Annotated in this window: 25 protein-coding genes; 1 reads left to right on the top strand and 24 read right to left on the bottom strand. The window is 56.9% G+C overall.

What is annotated here, in order from left to right; genetic code table 11:
- Positions 1–2 precede the first annotated feature (2 nt).
- The 17 genes from V9L13_RS05255 to V9L13_RS05175 all read right to left on the bottom strand — a co-directional run bounded on the left by V9L13_RS05255 (position 3) and on the right by V9L13_RS05175 (position 11,461).
- A complete protein-coding gene (locus V9L13_RS05255) occupies positions 3–383 on the bottom strand; it encodes a phage tail assembly chaperone (protein ID WP_338801741.1) in 381 nt (126 codons plus the stop codon).
- A 9-nt stretch (positions 384–392) separates the two neighbouring features.
- Positions 393–1,049 carry a phage tail protein gene (locus V9L13_RS05250; RefSeq protein ID WP_338801740.1) on the bottom strand — a complete coding sequence of 219 codons (657 nt, stop codon included), beginning with the start codon at positions 1,047–1,049 and terminating at the stop codon, positions 393–395.
- Between the two features lie 71 nt (positions 1,050–1,120).
- Entirely contained in the window at positions 1,121–1,537 is a 417-nt protein-coding gene (locus tag V9L13_RS05245) for a phage tail terminator-like protein (RefSeq protein WP_338801739.1), read from the bottom strand.
- Complete coding sequence (locus tag V9L13_RS05240) at positions 1,534–2,187, bottom strand: hypothetical protein (protein WP_338801738.1); 654 nt, start codon at positions 2,185–2,187, stop codon at positions 1,534–1,536. Before V9L13_RS05240 ends, V9L13_RS05245 begins: the two co-directional genes overlap by 4 nt.
- On the bottom strand, positions 2,184–2,552 hold the full coding sequence (locus V9L13_RS05235; RefSeq protein WP_338801737.1) for a hypothetical protein: 369 nt from the start codon (positions 2,550–2,552) through the stop codon (positions 2,184–2,186). Before V9L13_RS05235 ends, V9L13_RS05240 begins: the two co-directional genes overlap by 4 nt.
- 27 nt (positions 2,553–2,579) lie before the next feature.
- Positions 2,580–2,756 (bottom strand): hypothetical protein, encoded by a 177-nt coding sequence (locus V9L13_RS05230; protein WP_338801736.1) that lies wholly within the window; start codon positions 2,754–2,756, stop codon positions 2,580–2,582.
- A 34-nt stretch (positions 2,757–2,790) separates the two neighbouring features.
- Positions 2,791–3,294, bottom strand: coding sequence for a DnaT-like ssDNA-binding protein (locus V9L13_RS05225; RefSeq protein ID WP_338801735.1), 504 nt, complete (start codon positions 3,292–3,294; stop codon positions 2,791–2,793).
- A gap of 55 nt (positions 3,295–3,349) precedes the next feature.
- Positions 3,350–3,940 carry a hypothetical protein gene (locus V9L13_RS05220; RefSeq protein ID WP_338801734.1) on the bottom strand — a complete coding sequence of 197 codons (591 nt, stop codon included), beginning with the start codon at positions 3,938–3,940 and terminating at the stop codon, positions 3,350–3,352.
- A 45-nt stretch (positions 3,941–3,985) separates the two neighbouring features.
- Positions 3,986–4,948, bottom strand: coding sequence for a major capsid protein (locus tag V9L13_RS05215; protein WP_338801733.1), 963 nt, complete (start codon positions 4,946–4,948; stop codon positions 3,986–3,988).
- 12 nt (positions 4,949–4,960) lie between these two features.
- Positions 4,961–5,689, bottom strand: a complete 729-nt coding sequence (locus tag V9L13_RS05210) for a hypothetical protein (RefSeq protein ID WP_338801732.1) — start codon at positions 5,687–5,689, stop codon at positions 4,961–4,963.
- Between the two features lie 85 nt (positions 5,690–5,774).
- The gene (locus V9L13_RS05205) at positions 5,775–6,038 is read right to left on the bottom strand and encodes a hypothetical protein (protein ID WP_338801731.1); all 264 of its coding nucleotides are present in this window, start codon (positions 6,036–6,038) and stop codon (positions 5,775–5,777) included.
- A gap of 26 nt (positions 6,039–6,064) precedes the next feature.
- Complete coding sequence (locus tag V9L13_RS05200) at positions 6,065–7,153, bottom strand: minor capsid protein (protein WP_338801730.1); 1,089 nt, start codon at positions 7,151–7,153, stop codon at positions 6,065–6,067.
- The gene (locus V9L13_RS05195) at positions 7,128–8,546 is read right to left on the bottom strand and encodes a DUF4055 domain-containing protein (RefSeq protein ID WP_338801729.1); all 1,419 of its coding nucleotides are present in this window, start codon (positions 8,544–8,546) and stop codon (positions 7,128–7,130) included. The genes V9L13_RS05200 and V9L13_RS05195 overlap by 26 nt, the downstream gene beginning before the upstream one ends.
- Positions 8,543–9,844, bottom strand: a complete 1,302-nt coding sequence (locus V9L13_RS05190; RefSeq protein ID WP_338801728.1) for a terminase family protein — start codon at positions 9,842–9,844, stop codon at positions 8,543–8,545. The genes V9L13_RS05195 and V9L13_RS05190 overlap by 4 nt, the downstream gene beginning before the upstream one ends.
- Complete coding sequence (locus V9L13_RS05185) at positions 9,831–10,292, bottom strand: DUF2280 domain-containing protein (protein WP_338801727.1); 462 nt, start codon at positions 10,290–10,292, stop codon at positions 9,831–9,833. The genes V9L13_RS05190 and V9L13_RS05185 overlap by 14 nt, the downstream gene beginning before the upstream one ends.
- 31 nt (positions 10,293–10,323) lie before the next feature.
- Positions 10,324–10,947, bottom strand: coding sequence for a putative metallopeptidase (locus V9L13_RS05180; protein WP_338802828.1), 624 nt, complete (start codon positions 10,945–10,947; stop codon positions 10,324–10,326).
- Between the two features lie 325 nt (positions 10,948–11,272).
- Entirely contained in the window at positions 11,273–11,461 is a 189-nt protein-coding gene (locus tag V9L13_RS05175) for a hypothetical protein (RefSeq protein ID WP_338801726.1), read from the bottom strand.
- 121 nt (positions 11,462–11,582) lie between these two features.
- On the opposite strand from V9L13_RS05175, the gene V9L13_RS05170 reads away from it, so the two are divergent.
- On the top strand, positions 11,583–11,921 hold the full coding sequence (locus V9L13_RS05170) for a YceK/YidQ family lipoprotein (protein ID WP_338801725.1): 339 nt from the start codon (positions 11,583–11,585) through the stop codon (positions 11,919–11,921).
- A gap of 38 nt (positions 11,922–11,959) precedes the next feature.
- Here the strand turns inward: V9L13_RS05170 and V9L13_RS05165 are convergent, their stop codons facing one another.
- From V9L13_RS05165 to V9L13_RS05135, 7 genes are all read right to left on the bottom strand, one after another.
- Positions 11,960–12,307, bottom strand: coding sequence for a hypothetical protein (locus tag V9L13_RS05165; RefSeq protein WP_338801724.1), 348 nt, complete (start codon positions 12,305–12,307; stop codon positions 11,960–11,962).
- The gene (locus V9L13_RS05160) at positions 12,304–12,642 is read right to left on the bottom strand and encodes a hypothetical protein (protein ID WP_025110102.1); all 339 of its coding nucleotides are present in this window, start codon (positions 12,640–12,642) and stop codon (positions 12,304–12,306) included. The genes V9L13_RS05165 and V9L13_RS05160 overlap by 4 nt, the downstream gene beginning before the upstream one ends.
- Before the next feature lie 386 nt (positions 12,643–13,028).
- Positions 13,029–13,991, bottom strand: a complete 963-nt coding sequence (locus tag V9L13_RS05155; protein WP_338801723.1) for a hypothetical protein — start codon at positions 13,989–13,991, stop codon at positions 13,029–13,031.
- 38 nt (positions 13,992–14,029) lie between these two features.
- Positions 14,030–14,188 carry a Com family DNA-binding transcriptional regulator gene (locus V9L13_RS05150; RefSeq protein ID WP_081794866.1) on the bottom strand — a complete coding sequence of 53 codons (159 nt, stop codon included), beginning with the start codon at positions 14,186–14,188 and terminating at the stop codon, positions 14,030–14,032.
- A gap of 201 nt (positions 14,189–14,389) precedes the next feature.
- The gene (locus tag V9L13_RS05145; RefSeq protein ID WP_338801722.1) at positions 14,390–14,788 is read right to left on the bottom strand and encodes a hypothetical protein; all 399 of its coding nucleotides are present in this window, start codon (positions 14,786–14,788) and stop codon (positions 14,390–14,392) included.
- Positions 14,789–15,046: 258 nt separating this feature from the next.
- Positions 15,047–15,886, bottom strand: coding sequence for a lipid II-degrading bacteriocin (locus tag V9L13_RS05140; protein WP_338801721.1), 840 nt, complete (start codon positions 15,884–15,886; stop codon positions 15,047–15,049).
- On the bottom strand, positions 15,886–16,080 hold the full coding sequence (locus tag V9L13_RS05135) for a Com family DNA-binding transcriptional regulator (protein ID WP_338802827.1): 195 nt from the start codon (positions 16,078–16,080) through the stop codon (positions 15,886–15,888). The genes V9L13_RS05140 and V9L13_RS05135 overlap by 1 nt, the downstream gene beginning before the upstream one ends.
- Between the last annotated feature and the right edge of the window lie 107 nt (positions 16,081–16,187).

Below are 16,187 nucleotides of genomic sequence, written 5' to 3'. Positions count from 1 at the left end.
GCTTAGGAGTTTCCCAAGCGTGCGTTGCTGAAGGCATCGGAATAAGCGGCCAGCACCGCGCCCGGCGTGGCGGCGATTGATTTGACCAGGATGCGCAGGTTTTCGTCGGCGAACTCTTCGGCAATATCCCAGCCGGCGACAATCGCCTTCAGCTGCTCGACCTGCAGATCAATCAGCAAAGCCGTGAACTGCTCAATGCCGGTCTCTTCCGCTTTCTCCTTGAGCGCCTCGTGACGCTCACCCCACTCTGCGTAGAGGCCAGCCAGTTCGGTGCGGTCGCGATACTTGAACTCGAACTCGACGCTAACCGGATCGCCACCGACCGTTGGCAGCATGACGACGTACCTGAAGGTTGGATTCCGGGCGAGTGTGAACTTTGCCATGTGCCTTCCTTACGCCGAGGCGCTGTAACGGGTTGGGCGGCCGGTCAGCGCGATGCTGATAACGCGGGTCATCAGGTTGTTGCGCGACATGGTCGGGGTCGAAGTGATCGAGACGTAGCCGTTGTAGATGATCCGGCTGCCGCCCGGCAGGTTCAGGCGCAGAACGCGGGCCTGTTTGTCGTCGTCCGCGGCCTCGCAGACATCGACATAGGGCTGCGACGGATCGTCGGCGACCGTGATGGTCAGGGTGATCGGATTCTTGGTGGTCGGCATCTGGCGGTCGTCATCGTCAGCCAGGAAGCCGAACGTCAGAAACTGCTGGTCGCCGCCGCTCGAGCCGAGCTCGGTGATTTTCGAGATCTCGGTGAAGGTCGTCACCTCGCGGGTGGCACCGACGCCCGAGCCGGCCGGATACTGCTGAATGTTCGTGGTGTTCACGCCATCGAGCGCAAAGGTGCCGCTGGCAATCTCGCCGACTTGCACGGCGCGGCCGTCCAGGCGGGTCCAGCCAGAGCTGAGGGCGATGATGTCGCCCTCGGCCAGTCCGTGCGCTGCAGCGGTCGCCACTGCCGGGTTGGCATTGGTCAGGGCAGTGAATGGGATTGCAGCGCCATAGGCGGAAGCAATTTCGAACGTTGCGCCGTTGGGCATTTGAATGCCGGCCATGGGGTTTTCCTCTCTTTCAGAAATGACAAAACCCGCTCAATGGCGGGTTCTGGGTTTGCCCAATGGGCGGATTAGTTGGTATCGGCTCGGTACATGAACGACACCGGTACGGTGAAGGTCGTGTCGCCTGGAATACCTGGCCCCTGATCGACCGGCGTTATGGTCACCACGGTCAACGAATTCTTCGTGATTCGCTCGTACAGCGGAAACAGCGCGGCGATCTGGTCAGCCAGCGCGCCCGCCGCGCCGCGATACTTCCCTGCTGGTGTCACGATGCTGACCTGAAACACACCGGTGAAGAGCTTGTGATCGCCGCCGAGCGTGCCGCTTGCGGTGTCGCCCGGCAGAGTGAAAGCTCGCAGGTAGGTGACACTATTTCCGGGTTCATAGGCCTCGTTCTCGACGACAACCTTTAGGGGTGTCGGCAAAGCCTTCGCCCAGGCGATCAGTCTGGCCTCGAAGATCGAAGCGATGATGTTGTGGCTCATACCTGGTTGTTCCTGATGGCTTCGTCGACGATCTGCTGGAACCGCGCGAGCGTGATGCGCACCATGCCGCCCGGTGCCTGCTTAGAATGGCCGTACTCGAGCGGCACCGCATATGGCAGGTTGTTCACGATGTACGCCGTTTGCCCGATGGTCAGCTGCTCGACCTGAAGCCTGAGCTTCGCCAGCGTGACGCCGCCGGCCGGATCGACCTGATCAAGCTCACCTTCAGCCGGCGTTCCAATCGAGAATTGCCAGTTACCGCGGAATCGGCCGCCGACGTAATCCTTGCCAGCAACCAGTCCATTCACGCTGAAGTTCTGGTCGCGCTCGGTCTTTGTCAGCGGCTTGGCGTACTTCACGCCGCGCTTGAGCTTCCCGGCCTTGGTGAAATTGCTCTCATCGAGATTGATGAGGGTGTTGCGCACGGCGACCTTGAAATCGTAGTCATCGGCGGCGCGGGTATTGGTTGCGCGATGCGCCACGTTCGCGGCCCAGATCTCGGGGTTGCCCACCGGAGACATCCGGATGACGCTACTTCCAATCTCGATCACGATTTCGCGGAAGGTGGCGTCGAGCCCGGCCTGGGCCTGCTCGGCAAACTGGCGGATGTTCTCGGCGAAACTGCCGTTGAGGCCTGAGTATTTGCTCATGACCGTACCTGAAGCTCATACAGGATCGGCGTGCCGGCGGGGTTGACCTCTTTCAGCGGCGGCACGATGGACCAGGTGCGCCCCTGAATGATCACCTTGTTCAGCAAGTCCGGAACCCACTCCAACCCTTGCGCAGCGATTTTCAATTTCTTGTCGCCCTGCTTGATGAGGCTGTTGTTCTGGAATTCCTGACCGGTGAAGTCGAGCAGGATGCCTTGGGCGGTCTGCTCGATGGTGGTGCCTGGCGATTCGCCGCCCTTCTCCGGGTCATACTCGCCCGGCTCCGTCTTGCTGATGGTCACGGGCTGGCCAAACTCTGTGATCATCTCCAGAGCCATCACGGCCATTTCGTCGTAGAAGGCCATGGTGGCTCCAAATCATGAGGTAATCGTCTAACCAGTGAATCTAGCAGCCCGAGTCACATAAGCGTCGAGAGCTTTATTGGCAGTATCAACTGCTCGATTGACGACATCGCTTTCGGAAACATTCGGTCGAGCCGACAATCCTGCTATCGCAGCAAGGTAAGCCTTTTCCCAAAAAGCATTTTTTTGGTCATTACTGAAAATCATAAAACCTCCATTTAAATGAAGGATCTACGCTACCTCACGACCTTACAGCGAACAACCCACGTCGCTGCAGATAGTCAGCAAACTGGGTTGCGCTCGGGCGATCCGGCGCCGCTGGCAACAGTCGGCCGCTGGTGTTCGGGATCGTCGCGTACTCGCGAGTTACCGCGCCCTCGACACGCTCCAGCGTTACCGCGCCTTTGCGCTTCTCGATCGGGTCGACGTCGTCAGTGTGGATCTCGGCGGCCAAAGCCATCTGGCCGTACTGGATCCGCGCTGGCAGGTAGTGGTCGGGCTTGATCTCGTAATCCAGATCGACACCGCGGCGTGGCCAGGACAGAGCCTGCTCGCTGTTGGACTTTCGCCCTTTCCACGTCATGCCGTCCATTGCCAGCGCGGCCCGGCGTAGCAGCGCTTCCTGTGCTGAAATCTCCGCCGGGATGATCACGCCGAACTTCACGGCGTATATGGCAAGATCCTCGGCGGATGCGTAGCTTTCGGCGTCAGGCTTGCCGGTACCGTCCTCGATGATGAGAGTCATGAATCAGCTCGCTGTGTTATTTGAGCCGGGCACCAGTGAATGCGTACCCGGATTATCATGCGTTTGGAAGCTCAGAGACCGCCTTTTCCAGCGATTCTACCGAAGCATTCGCCCGATACGTCACGTTGGCGGCGTCGAGTTGCGCTTTGAGGTTCGCGATCTTCTCGGCATTGTCGACCGGTTCCGCTGCTGCCTTGAGGCGTTCGACTTCAGCGCGGAGCGATTCAACCTCGCCAGCCAGGTTGTCACGTTCACCCGTCAGGGTTTCGAAACCTTCATGAATGGCTTTCAGCGCACCGAACAAACGGATTGGTATTTCGCCGGCGCCCGGGTGTTCCAGTTCGGATTGCCCCTCGGCGGCTTCGATCAGTCGCAGTATGCCGTCGCGCTCGGCGCGAAGCATGTCGTTGTCCTGCTCCAGGCTGGCGATGGTGTCGGCACGATCCGAATTAACCGACTCGCTGACCAAAGGCTTCAATATCGAGACTTCGACGCCCTGCGCCTCATAGGCGTCGACCACCTTTGGCCAGTCGCCAATCACCACCGCATGGGTCACACCCGCTTCAGGCCGATCAAAGTGAGCCGGATTGCGGTACCGTTTTTCCGGATCGAAGTCCGAATTTTGAGTGGAATAAACCAGCTCCATAAAACTCTCCGTAGCGGCCATCGCTGGCCGCTGTCAGGGCCGGTATCAGCCGCCGGCTGGTGGCGTGGTGGTCAGGGTGATCAGCACGCCAGCAGTCACCTTATTGCTGTTGGAATGCTTGACCCAGTTCGCAGCCGAACCCACGGCGGCAAGCGTTGGATTCGCACCACCAGCGGCTTCCTTCCAGCTGTAGCCGAGAACGTCGATGTTGACGGTGCCTTCAGCTCGGTAGCCGATACCCAGGTTCTCCTCATCGTTCACCGCATACGAACGGAAACCGGGCGCCTGAGACTCAGTGATCACAACAGCGTTTGGCAGCAGGCCGAAGATCACATCTGCGGGCGCGGTATCGGTGACCAGCACCGGCTTGCCGAGAGTGCCTGGCAGGCCGCCGTAGATGACGACACCGGCTTCTTCGTAGACCTTGTTCGCGATCGCCTCGTCGACAATGTCGAAGTAAGCACTGGAGTGCATGACCCACAGCGCGATACGGCCGAACTTGTCGCCGAACTTGCGCATGCCTCGGGTCAGGGTCTTCTTGCCGTCGGTCTCGATGTTGGCCGAAACCATCATGTCAGCGTTGGAGCTGATCGAGGCGCGCAGCGCAGCAGTGGCGTACTGGATGAAGCCTTCCAGCGTGGCGTCGGCAACGTCGGCGCCGATGATCTGGGAGAACTCGTCGACCGGACGACCGCGGCGCTTGAACGCCTCTTCGGTGGTCTGATATGGGCCGTACTTCCACGGCGCCTTGACGCCAACGGCTTCGCCCGCGCCGATCTTCTTCGCGGTCACCTTGCCGGTGGAGTTGACATCGCGATGCTCCAGCGATCCGCCGATCTTGTAGAACGAGCGCTTGCGGAAGTCGCCTTCGATCAGCTCGTTATCGAGCACGATCGCGCCATTGGACGATGCGTTGAACACATCGAGGTTGTCCTGGACACGCTCCAGGTATGCGGTTTGCGCCTCATCGTTGTAGATGATCAGGTCGCTGTTCACAGTCGTTGCCATGGGTGAATCCCCTTACTTGGGCAATTGCAGGTATGCGGTTTGGCCGTGCTTGCGCTGGTAGTCACGCTTTTGCTCGGCAGTCATTTCGGAGCGCTTGAATGCAGCCTGGCCGCCACCCCCGCCCGGGGCTTGTGTCCCTGAGGCCCTTGGCCACAGATGAGGTGCGCTTTCGCGCAGAGATTCCGCCCATTCGAGGGGAGTCAGAGGGGTCTTGCCGTCCTTGCCGAGGATGACCTGGCCGGATTCATCAACGGCGACCGCTTCACCCTCTTCGTTCAGCGAGAACACGCCTTTGGCGCGCAGGATGATGTCGTCAGTTGCTTCCGGCAGCGCGCCGGCTTTCAGCGCTGCGCCGCGAACCGAATCTCCCAAGACTTTGCCCTGGAATTTGGTGGCGAATGCCTCGGCCTTCTCGGCGCGCGCTGTAACGGTCTTCAACTGCTTGTCGTATTCGCCACGCAGGCGCTCGGTGCGGCGGTTGAATACCTCGTCCACCTTGCCCTCAGTCAGCAGCTTGGTTTCTTCGTCTTGGCCGGCCCGGCTGAGAAGGCCTTTGACGGCGTCGATGTCGATGCCTTCGAATTGGGTTTCGAACTGCGACAGCTTGGTAGTGGTGTCCTTCAGCTTGCCCAGCAATTCGGAGTTCTTGGTTTTCAGACCAGATACGGAGGCCTCAACGGCAGTCGCGATAGCGGCCTTGATTGCCGGATTGTCCAGGTCGATTTCGTTTTCTTCTGCCACGTTGATGCACCCCTTGGGTATGTGTTGCCCGCTTTGCAGGCATAAAAAAACCCGCCGAGGCGGGTTATGAAGCGATCTTCGGCGGTCAGAGCCCCAGATCCACTTGCATGGTCAGCTCCAACCGTTCGGATTCGCTCATTTGGTTTACTTCCAGCGCTCTGGCCATAGGCGTACCCGAAGCAGCGATGTTCCTACTGATTTTGTCGTTGTATCCGAGGGATTTTTCCAGCTCCCTGTAAAAGTCACTGTTCCCCAGGAGACTCTTGAGCTTATCGAGATGCCCGGTAACGGACTGGCTATCTGCATGAGCATTCGCCGCAGCTTTGTAGATAGAACTGATCGTATCCATGCGTTACTTCCGTTGAGAAAGTAGTGTTATACCAACCCTGCTCTCTCAAATGCCAACGGCTCTAAACCTTTCATCTGCGCTAAAGTCAGCGGAGCAAAATTGCGATCAAGCTGCAGCTCGGCGAAGCGCTCGACACTCAAGCCGCCTTCTCGGAATAGCTTTGCCCGCGCCGGCCCCATAGCCACGTCCTGAAACGAAGCGGGCTGTTGTTGAAGCCAGTGGTAATAGTCGAGGCCCGCACTAACCTGCCCTGCTCCATCTGCGCCCACAGCTGCCCGCGTAGCGCCCTTGGCGAACATCTCGCTGAGCTTGGTCAGCAGGACGAACGTTGTTCGGCAATTCGGGTGAAACGGTGGGCGCGGGCCGGAATCGACCGGGAATCGTCGCTTATCCATCGAGCGGCATTGCTGGCTGGTCTTGCTGTCCAGCGTGGCGACCATCTCGACTTCGGACACGATGTCAGTGTTGGCCTTGGCCACCTCCATGCGCGCCTGGGACGCCACATGCTGAATCGCGGTGTGCACAACCGTGCTGGCGTTGCGGTTGGTGGTGGCCAGGATGCCGTCCTTGTACCCGGCTGCCTTGGTGCCTCGAATGTTGCGGATGATCTGGAAGTTCGTTTGCCCTTCGAAGAAGCCCTGCCGGATCGTGCCGGTGACGCGCTCGCGCTCGGCACTGGTCCAGCCCTTGATGAACGACTTCAGCAGCTTACCGCCGCCGGTGCCGCGCACACTGAGGGGGTTGGTCAATACCGCCGTGCGGATAGCCGCTGCCGTCGGCGCAACCACATCCAACGAGACACCAACCGGCGCAGACCGGGCCAGGCTCGAAGCCTCAAACTCAGCCTCGTAGTTGGCGATGTCGATCAGGTCGAGGTTCAGTTGCGCGCTGTAGCGGTCGAAGATGCCCAGCAGCAGACTGTCGACCTCTTTCAGTAGCGCTTCCAGCCGCTTCACGTTGTACTCGGTCAGATCCGACTGGGTGAGCCGGTCGCGGATCGAGCGGTCGATCTCCTTCAGGAAGGGAGCGAACTTGCCGACCTCCCCAGCCTTCAGCTTTTCGAGGAAGACCGCGTGCCGAATCGTGGCGTCAAGGATTGCTTGGTTTGCCGCCATCTACTTTGTCCTCATCGTCCAGGCCCAGGCCGTCGCCCTGCTCTGCCAGCTCACCGTCGATCTGCTTGTCAGTGCGCTCTGGCGCGATCAGGCCCAGTTTGCGCAGATAGGCCCGAAGATCCGCTTTGGCGAATCCACCGTTCTGCCAGAGGCCGACCAGCGCGGTGATCATTTGCGGATCTGCCGTCAGTTCCACGAATTCCTGGTTGATCTGGTACGCAACCTTCGCGTCGTCGACGCCCATGTAGGTGCAGCACCACATGATTGCCCGGGTGTACGCCTCGCTGACGTTCGCCACACAGCCGGCGAGCACCGATGTCGATGCCGACTGATCACCACGGGCTTCGGTCGCCGTCTTGGACGAGAGAGAAGCCACGACCATCCGTGCGCCGAGCTCGATCATCATCTGGTTTTTGTCGGCCATGGCCTCCTTCACCAATGTGTTCGGCAGCGGCTGCGCATAACCGAAGGCGCCACCTGTTGGCAGCATCATCGGGGCGCGGGAGCCGACGTAAACGCCGTTCTTCTCCATCCAGTCGCGCCACTGTTCATCCAGACCGGAAATCCATGGTTGGGCTTGGCCGCACCAGAAGACGCTGTCCTCGTAGTCGGCACTGTTCCGATAGTGGCCCAAGTTGATCATGGCGATATCGTAGAGCGGTGATTCGTCGATACTCGGGTCGTTGTTCTGCGCGCCGACGAAGGTGAAGGGGATTTCCTTCAAGCGGCCGGCGGCACCGGTGGGCTTGAACTCCTCAACAACAGCCAGCGGCCCGCCGCCTTTCGGCCCGGACCGGCGCCAAACTCGGCAAACAAAGCCGTCGGCCTCAAGTGCCAGCTCCCGGTACTGCTCAACCACTTTGAAACCGAAGCCGTCTTCGATCTCCGGTGATTCGCGCAGCACCACCAGAGTCAGCACGCAGTGTCCGTTCACCATGCCCGTGCGCCAGTTGATGATGTCTTCTGCGCAGTACGACAGGATCACCGAGTGCCCACCGGTGCCGCTGTCTTGGTGATAGTCGACGTACAGACCATGCCGCCCAGCCTCAAGCACCTTTTCGAGCGTGCCCTGCGAATGCTGGTAGATGCTCACCCCGGAGCCGTTGGCATTGTCCTGCAGATATTCCATCTTTTTGGCGACGGTCAGCGTCGGGTCTTTGTGAAACGCCAAACCGAGCAAGCCATTGCGCGTGTGACCGGTGGCGTTCTTGAACACCGCCCGTTCGCGATAGGCCTTGTTTCGGTCTACGTTCTCCGGCGACTTGTCGTGTGCGTTCATGTACGGCAGTCGGTCGACAACCCGGTGCTGTCCGGCGCACACGTCGCGCACAGTAGCCCAGCGTCCAAGCGCTTCGATGTAGTCCGCCCGTTTGAAGGAGACGTCGTTGCTCATCGGGCGTATCCCATTTTGATGGCGGTGACCGGTTTGATGATCGGGTACTCGCGGTGAATGAAGTAACCGCCGCCATCGTTGGCGTGGTCGTTGCCTTGGCTCTTGTCTGGCTCGCCGTTGGGCGCCCAGATTTGCTGTTCCAGGCCGTCGGCATAGGTCGGGCATTTAAGCGGGTTGACCAGGTACCGCCGCTCGCCCTGCGCATTGCAGAACATGGCGTTCATGGCGTTGATTCGATCCTTCACCGGCGGGTTTGCCGCCGGCGCGATGACCGTGAACCCGGCCTGCTTGAGCAAGGCGATATCGGTGAGGCTGGCATTGACCGACTTGCGCGAATCGCCGGAGGCGTCCGGGTAGATCCGGATCTCGCAGGTCTTCTTGTAGTCGTTGCCGGTGTGTTCCCAGTACCGCTCTTTGATCCGACGGATCATGTCCGGCGTGTCATAGCCATCCATCAACTCGTCCACGGCGCGCGGCAGGCCCTGCTCACGTTTGACGTGGGTGATCGCCGCCATCTTGCCGACGTTGAAGTCCATGCCGATGAACAAAGGCTCACCGGGCTGGACCGTGTCGAAGCACTGGTTCAGCTTGCGATCGTAAGCGTGATAGATCGACCCGGATGTCAGGTTGACGAACTGACCGTTCAGGTAAGCGCGGATCAACTGTTCGGGGTACGACTCCATCAACGAGGCGATGTAATCATCAGGCAGGTTTAGCTCGTTGTCGAAGGTGCTGGCCTGGATCAGCCCATACATTTCCTTCAGCGCCGGTTTGTCGCGCAACTGCTTCACGAACTGAAGAAAGACGAACTTGAAGCCTTCCGGCGTTGTGGTCACGTCCACGCCGTTTTTCAGCCCGGGTATGTTGTACCGCATCCGGGCAATGATCTTGCGCCAGGCCTGCTGCGCCTTGATCGACGTCAGCACGTCCAGCTCATCGACCAGAGCGTGACCGATCTTGAAGCCGACGATGGTTTGCGGCTTCTCCATCGACCGGCAAATCACAGTGCCGCGATACTGGCGACCACTGTAGATGTGAACCTCATGGTTCGCCTGGTTAATCTTGGTCTTCAGCCCCCAGTCGTAGGCCACCTCCTCCATCGTTGGATAGAAGATGTCTCGGATCTGCGGGTAAGTCGGAGCGAAGTAGCCAGCGTTGACGCCGGGCCATTCCATGAAATGCTTGCTCAGGGCTGAGCATCCGACCCAGGTCTTTCCGGAGCCGAATCCAGCAACGAAAGCGCGAAACTTATGGGGCAACAGCAGGAATTGCGACTGCGGAACGTTAAGGCTCGGCATTCGGCTTCCTCGCATCCACTACGTCGACCTGAATGCGCGTCGGGATTGCCGGTTCGTCGTCAGGCTCATCCTTCCGGTGTCGATTGACGTAGACGTCGCCGACTTCCTTCGCGGCTTGCTCGAGGATCTGCATGGCGAGGCCGATGTTCTTCAGCGTCTCGGCCCGCTCGACAAACCGGTTCATGGCCCGAAGACGGTAGGCGCGGTTGGCGATCGGGATCTCGGCGGTTTCCTCGCGAAAGCGCTTGCGGGCGTCTTCAAACATCGTCACCCAGCGCTTGGCCAGGCCTTTCCCTGATGTCTTTGTGGGATCGTGCGTCTCTACCTGTTGGCGAGTCACCGTTATCCCGTATTCCTTTTGGACGGCTTCAACAACCTGTGACGGCGTGTCGAAGCATGCCAAGGCCTGAACGATAAAGGCCTTCACGTCGTTTTGAAGGGCTGCCATAGGTTTTCATCCGTCCAGAGCCTGTCCAGAATCAGGCCGACTTGAGCAGACAGGTTCCGCAGGCCCTCGATATGTTCATTTTCCCCACCTCAGCAGGATTGTTTGCAGCGTCCACCAGCTCTTGAACTGTTGGGCTTGCTCCATAGCGACGCACCACACCGACGAACTCCTCGACGTCGTGTCCGCGCATCTCAAGCTTTGGCAATCCGTCTTGGGTGAATGCTGGCTGGCCGTACTTATCGGTCGCTTGGGCTATGTGATACAGCTCGTGTTCGACCAGTGCGCAGAAGTCAGCATCGGTACAGTCGGCGCAGTAGTCAGCAGCCAGAGTGATGATGAAAGCCGGCACGTCGCCGAACCAATCCCGCATCTGCTGTTCCATCCGGGCCTTCTGCCAGCCGCCAGCGCGGAACGCCACCTGCTCAGCTTGACCAACCACAGTGCGACCCTTCTTTGTGAAGGCAGAGGACGCCCACATCACGCGAATGTCTGCATCGATCAGATGGGCGTGATCTTCGTTGTGAATGCTTCCGGTGTCGGCGAGGATCTCTACTTGCAGCCACTCCCATACTTCAGGGGCAGGGATTAGTCGAATGCCAAGATCGGATAGTTCGGACAACTCAATTAGCGACGCTGGAGGGTATGGCCTGCCCATCTCACCTCCCTTTAAATGCAAAAAACCCAGCTTGATAGCTGGGTTCATTTTTACATGCCTGGACCAGAACTGAACTTGGGCCGTCGCTCCTCCTCCAGCTGCTCAAGATGAGCCGCGAAACTAAGCGCCTCGTCTTTTGAATAGAAATACTTCATAACCGTACCATTCGCTACAACGGCGAATACCATCTTGACGTCAGGGCCTCGCATAGTTTCGGGGATGTCTCCACCAACGATAGGCTCCAAATATACAGACATCATTCTCTCCTTTTTACGCAGACGGAAGCGGACAATATCATAAGGCCACCCGCAATCGTCTCCGGCGCCTATTGCTCCACAATCCCGAACCACTCTTCAATGATCCGGCGCAGAACCGGCTCGGTCAGGATGGTCGATGTCTTATCGCCAGCGATCACCGCACGCACCAGGTCACAAGGAATCACGTGGACACCGTCAACCGCCGCTACTGTCAGGTGCGGGCGTTGGTCGGCGATGTCATGGATTTCTGCGGTCATGCGCTGCTCCCGTGTCGCGACACAATTTGCTGATTCGCGAAACGTGTCGCGACTTGTGAAAGTGGATTTCTCCACTCCAGATAAACAGCTACCATTCATTTCTTTCGAACGGAATCGACCAATGACCTTCAGATACATTGTTTTGATGCTCGCGGCCGCCTCAGTGACCGGGTGCGGAACGATCAACACGACTTTCCGGGACGATTCCATCACCAGCAATAAACTGGCTCGCTGGCAATCCCATTGCGATTCGGTGTCTCGCATCTACGGTGGTGCCATCCTTGACTACTGCACATTGAATGCGGAGCCGCGCCGTACCAATGGGTTTGACGGACACCCCGCTGCAGCTCTAATCGCCCTGGACATGGGAATTTCAGCAGTCGCGGACACTCTCGTTCTGCCATACACCATTTATTTGCAAAACAAGCATGGCGATATCAAGAAGTCCCGGTTCGAATAGCAAGTGAAGTGACTGCCTCCAAGAGAGGATGACACGACTTATTTGCCGCGCCGGTCGATCCCGCCCGGCGCCTCTTCGCAGCGCAGGCAGTGCTCGCAGTTCAGCGTCCGGCAGAGCCAGGCCTTCACCCGCTGCCACCAGATGACCATGAAGATGTGGCGCATGCCGGCCAGCGCCAGCGAGACGTGCAGGGTTATACCGGCAGTGGTCGGCCCCATCATGAAGATGGTCTGCTCCCGGCTCATCACCACAAAACCGCTGATGGCAATCGCCGAATAGATCAGCTTGCCAATTACACCGTCACGCACCCGACCGCTCAGAACACACCAGGTCGCCCACAAGGCAATCAAGCCGCAGGCAATAGAGTTGATCAGTTCAAAATTCATGGTGGATTGCCTCCCCCGAACCGCTGGCGAATGAGCGCCCAGAGGTCAGCGGACTTGATTGCACGGTTGATGGCTGCAAGGAGCGACCCACCGAATGCCCCAAGCAAAAAGCCGATACCTGCAACGATCTTCGGCTCTGTTACGCCCAGGTAGGCGCTGACCATGCTCGTCAAATAAATCGAGCAGGCGACTCCCGTAATCAGAAAGACAATCCAAGCACGCCAATCCGTTAGATCGTCCTTATGCCACCAACTGGCGACAACGGCGCCGACCAATCCCGCGATCAGCAATCCGAACCTGTCGATGAGCTCGAGCAGGCGGTGTAAAGAATCCATGCGCTCGACTCCGTGGGTGCATGTGAATAGGTCGGCCCCGCTGCACTCCCAGCTCAGAGCTATGGGGGTGGGGAGCCGAAAACAAAAAGCCCTTGCGAATGCAGAGGCCCTGAATAGGTGCGCTCGTCTTTCCGAGCTGTCCGCCAAAGACTCTCTCAACGTCGACGCCCCTATGCATCGATCTCGATGATCCAGTCTCGCGCCACCCCGAAAGCAAGTTTGAGGTCAGGGTGCGCGGGCTGCCGGTGTTGATTCCGTACGTCGCACTATCCGGCTATCGACGTCCAGGCATCCCCCGAAGGGCCACCCTGGCTGTGACGAGCCTGAATCAGAAATGAAAAAGCCCAGCGCGACGGCTGGGCTCTATTACGCAAGGAGATAGAAGATCATGGAGTCCAGTAAGCAATCTTGCCGCCTGCACCAACAGCTATAAAATTGCCGTTGCCGTAGGCGACGCTCCGGATATCGGTTCCTGCGAAAGTGTTGGCTTGCTGAACCCAGCCGATCCCATCCTCGGAAACGGCTGTCTTGCCGCCGTCGCCGACAGCTACATACTTGCCATTACCGTAAGCAATGTCGCGGATGATGGTTCCACCGAAACTGGTATCTTCAACAGCAGTCCAGCTAAGCCCATCGGATGAATATGCCATCTTGCCATCCGCACCAACGATAAACATTTTCCCGTTGCAAAGCTTCATGGAAAGGATGGTGCTATAGCCGAAGGTGCTGGTTCTGGTCGTGAATGTTTGCGGATTATCCGTCGCCATCTTCACAGCGCTAAGCAGCTTCCCATTCGATCCCGCAATCAACACAAAACTGCCAATGACGTTGACGCAGTGCACAGTCTCGCTAGAGGTGAAGGTCGTAGTGCGCTCCACCTGGCCTGACCAATCGCCATAACGGGAAAAGACTTTACCGTTAGACCCAACCAGTATCCAGGTGTAGTTCTCGCCGTAAATTGGCTGATAAAACACAATGCCTTGCAAGTCTGCGGACGCGCGAACAGTTGCCGTAAGGTCTGTCCAAACCCTTTCAGGGTGGTCTGCGCTGCCGAAGAACAGATTGCCGGATTGAGAAAGGGCTTGAAGCGATGACCCAATACCGTTCCAGTACAGCTCGTTGAGGACCTTTCCGCTATCAGAGGTGAGGGCGCCCTTAAGCTTGGTCCACGCTGTACCAGTTGCGCCTCCGCTGACAACCTGAGTGGTTGTGGTAAGACCGTTGCCACCAACCGCATAAAACTTGCCTTGCGCAAAAACCACGCGCCTAAGCATGCCGGTGTTATCCACCGGTTGTACTTGAGTCCAAAGATCTTGCAAGGTTTGAGACGCTGAGTTTGCGTTTTCCATTTTAAACTCCGTTACTGAGCTGATTTAAGTTCAGGCCTCTATATTGGGCGTATGGCGCTCATGGGCGATTGCTCGAGGCTCGCGGCCTTCACATGATTCAGCGTCCCGCATCGGGAACATTTGATCTGGAGCTCGGTAAACTCACCCACGCGGGCGAGAAGTCTGTTGCATTTTCCGCATCTGCATTCTTTCAACATCTGCAAATTCCTTTTGCAAATAGCTTTCTTGCGAAAAACAAAAAGCCCCTGCATTGGCAGAGGCCCTGAATAGGTGCACTCCTCTTGCCGAACTGTCGGTCGAAGATTATCCCAGCGTCGACGCCCCTTTGTATCGATCTCGCAGTCCAGTCTCGAGCCACCCGGAGTCAGTACGGCCTGGAATGCTGCATCAGAATGTATCTATAGGCGATCCTGCTCCATCAGCTTCCGCTTATCCTTTGAAGCTGGCAGCACCATTAAAAAGAGACAGACCATTATCGAAAAAAACAAAATACCAGCCAAGATACCAATAATTGAGTCGTATGAAAATACTGCAACCGAGAAAACCCCGAATGCAGAAGTTAGGAATAAAGGGAAATTCATGATGCAGAAAATAAAAATTCGGAACATGGCACGTTCATCATTCACGATGCCATGGATTAGCAATCCTATTAATGAAACACCCCAAGAAAAGACTCCAAAAACCATAAGAAAAATCGCAAACATATAAGCCGCGGGGACGCCGACCGTATCGGTCAAATCATTAGGGTTTTCCGGCATACCAGCAATTGAATACGCAAACAACAAAAAAGCTGACAAAGAAATTGCAAGCAGAAAAAAAAAGCCGTTTCCAAGAGTTCATTTAGCGTCCACCTACTACAGTCAAATCAATCCATAAGAGATGACGAATATTAGGTCCATCGAAACGACTCCGTCAAACTCCTAACTCAAAATCACAAAAAAACCACACAAAATACACACAAACTCCACACACAATATTCGTCATGCCGATTGGTAGCCGGCATGACGATATTTCTAGGGAGGTCACGCGAGTGACTCACCTCTCCAACAACTCAATTACCGCTGAATATTGATTGGCAGAGAACCTCTGATTTCAATTTCATACTCTTTGGCTTTTGTCACCTCTTGGATTTTGCGCAAAATAGTAGTGGCAGCCTCTGGAAGCGCGTTTCTGAACGATCCCTGGTTTGCGTCATACTTGTCATGATAGGCGCGGGCCTCCCCATTGAAAGTAACCGCCCCGCTTTCAGACTTCGTAGCGGTACCTTCAATCTTCAGGGTGATATGCCCAAGAATTACGCCAGTATTAAACGAATCTGCAAAAGTATCATAAGGAACTTTGTCAATCAGGACACTAGACGTGCCGATTGGCATAGAAGCTAGATGCTGGTCCAAAAGTGGAATGCTCGTAACGGAAGGCTTCAATCCTAGCTTGTTGATATCCATCACAACGCTATTGCCATCGCCATAGATGAAGTGGCCCAAAGCAGATACAGGGCCCAAATCTGTGGCGGATAGCTGATTTGATTGCATTACAGCATTTGCTTGAGTGACAAGCAGAGGGTTGCGATATGCATACCACAATGCCGCCTCAGGAGACAGACCAGTTACGCACATATAATTGTCCGCATATGGCAAAACCTTTAAATCGCGGCGAAATGGCTCTCCGACCATCCATTCTGCGAACTGCCCGCCACTCTTATTCATATAATACTCTGCTTCCGAACAGAGCTTAACGATCACCTCACGCCACATCCCTTTGACGTAGTAGTTATTCCGAATTAGTTGCATTTGGTTCATAACTACCGCGGGGCTTTGCAAAGTACCGCCGCCACTTTGATTAAGTCCAGGGTAAAATGGTTCAGGAGCTGTAACATTAATTGGTGGAAGTTCCATTAGCATACCTTTTGAGTCGAATGATTGTTCGCGGAGAATTCCGCTTTCATGTCGCTCACAGGCGATCGCTCGAGGCTCGCGGCCTTCTCATGATTCAACGTCCCGCATCGGGAACATTTGATCTGGAGCTCGGTAAACTCACCCACGCGGGCGAGAAGTCTGTTGCATTTTCCGCATCTGCATTCTTTTAACATCTGCAAGTCCATTTGGTTTTCTGCTAGGCTCCGTCCCGCTCGCGCGAGCAGTGAGGGCCTTGGCTGGCTTGCAGGCTCTATCTGCGATCTAGCGTCTCCCCTGGGTG

It is taken from the genome of Pseudomonas sp. RSB 5.4 (genome assembly GCF_037126175.1).
Taxonomy (GTDB): domain Bacteria; phylum Pseudomonadota; class Gammaproteobacteria; order Pseudomonadales; family Pseudomonadaceae; genus Aquipseudomonas; species Aquipseudomonas fluorescens_H.
This window is presented reverse-complemented; position numbering and strand designations above follow the sequence as displayed.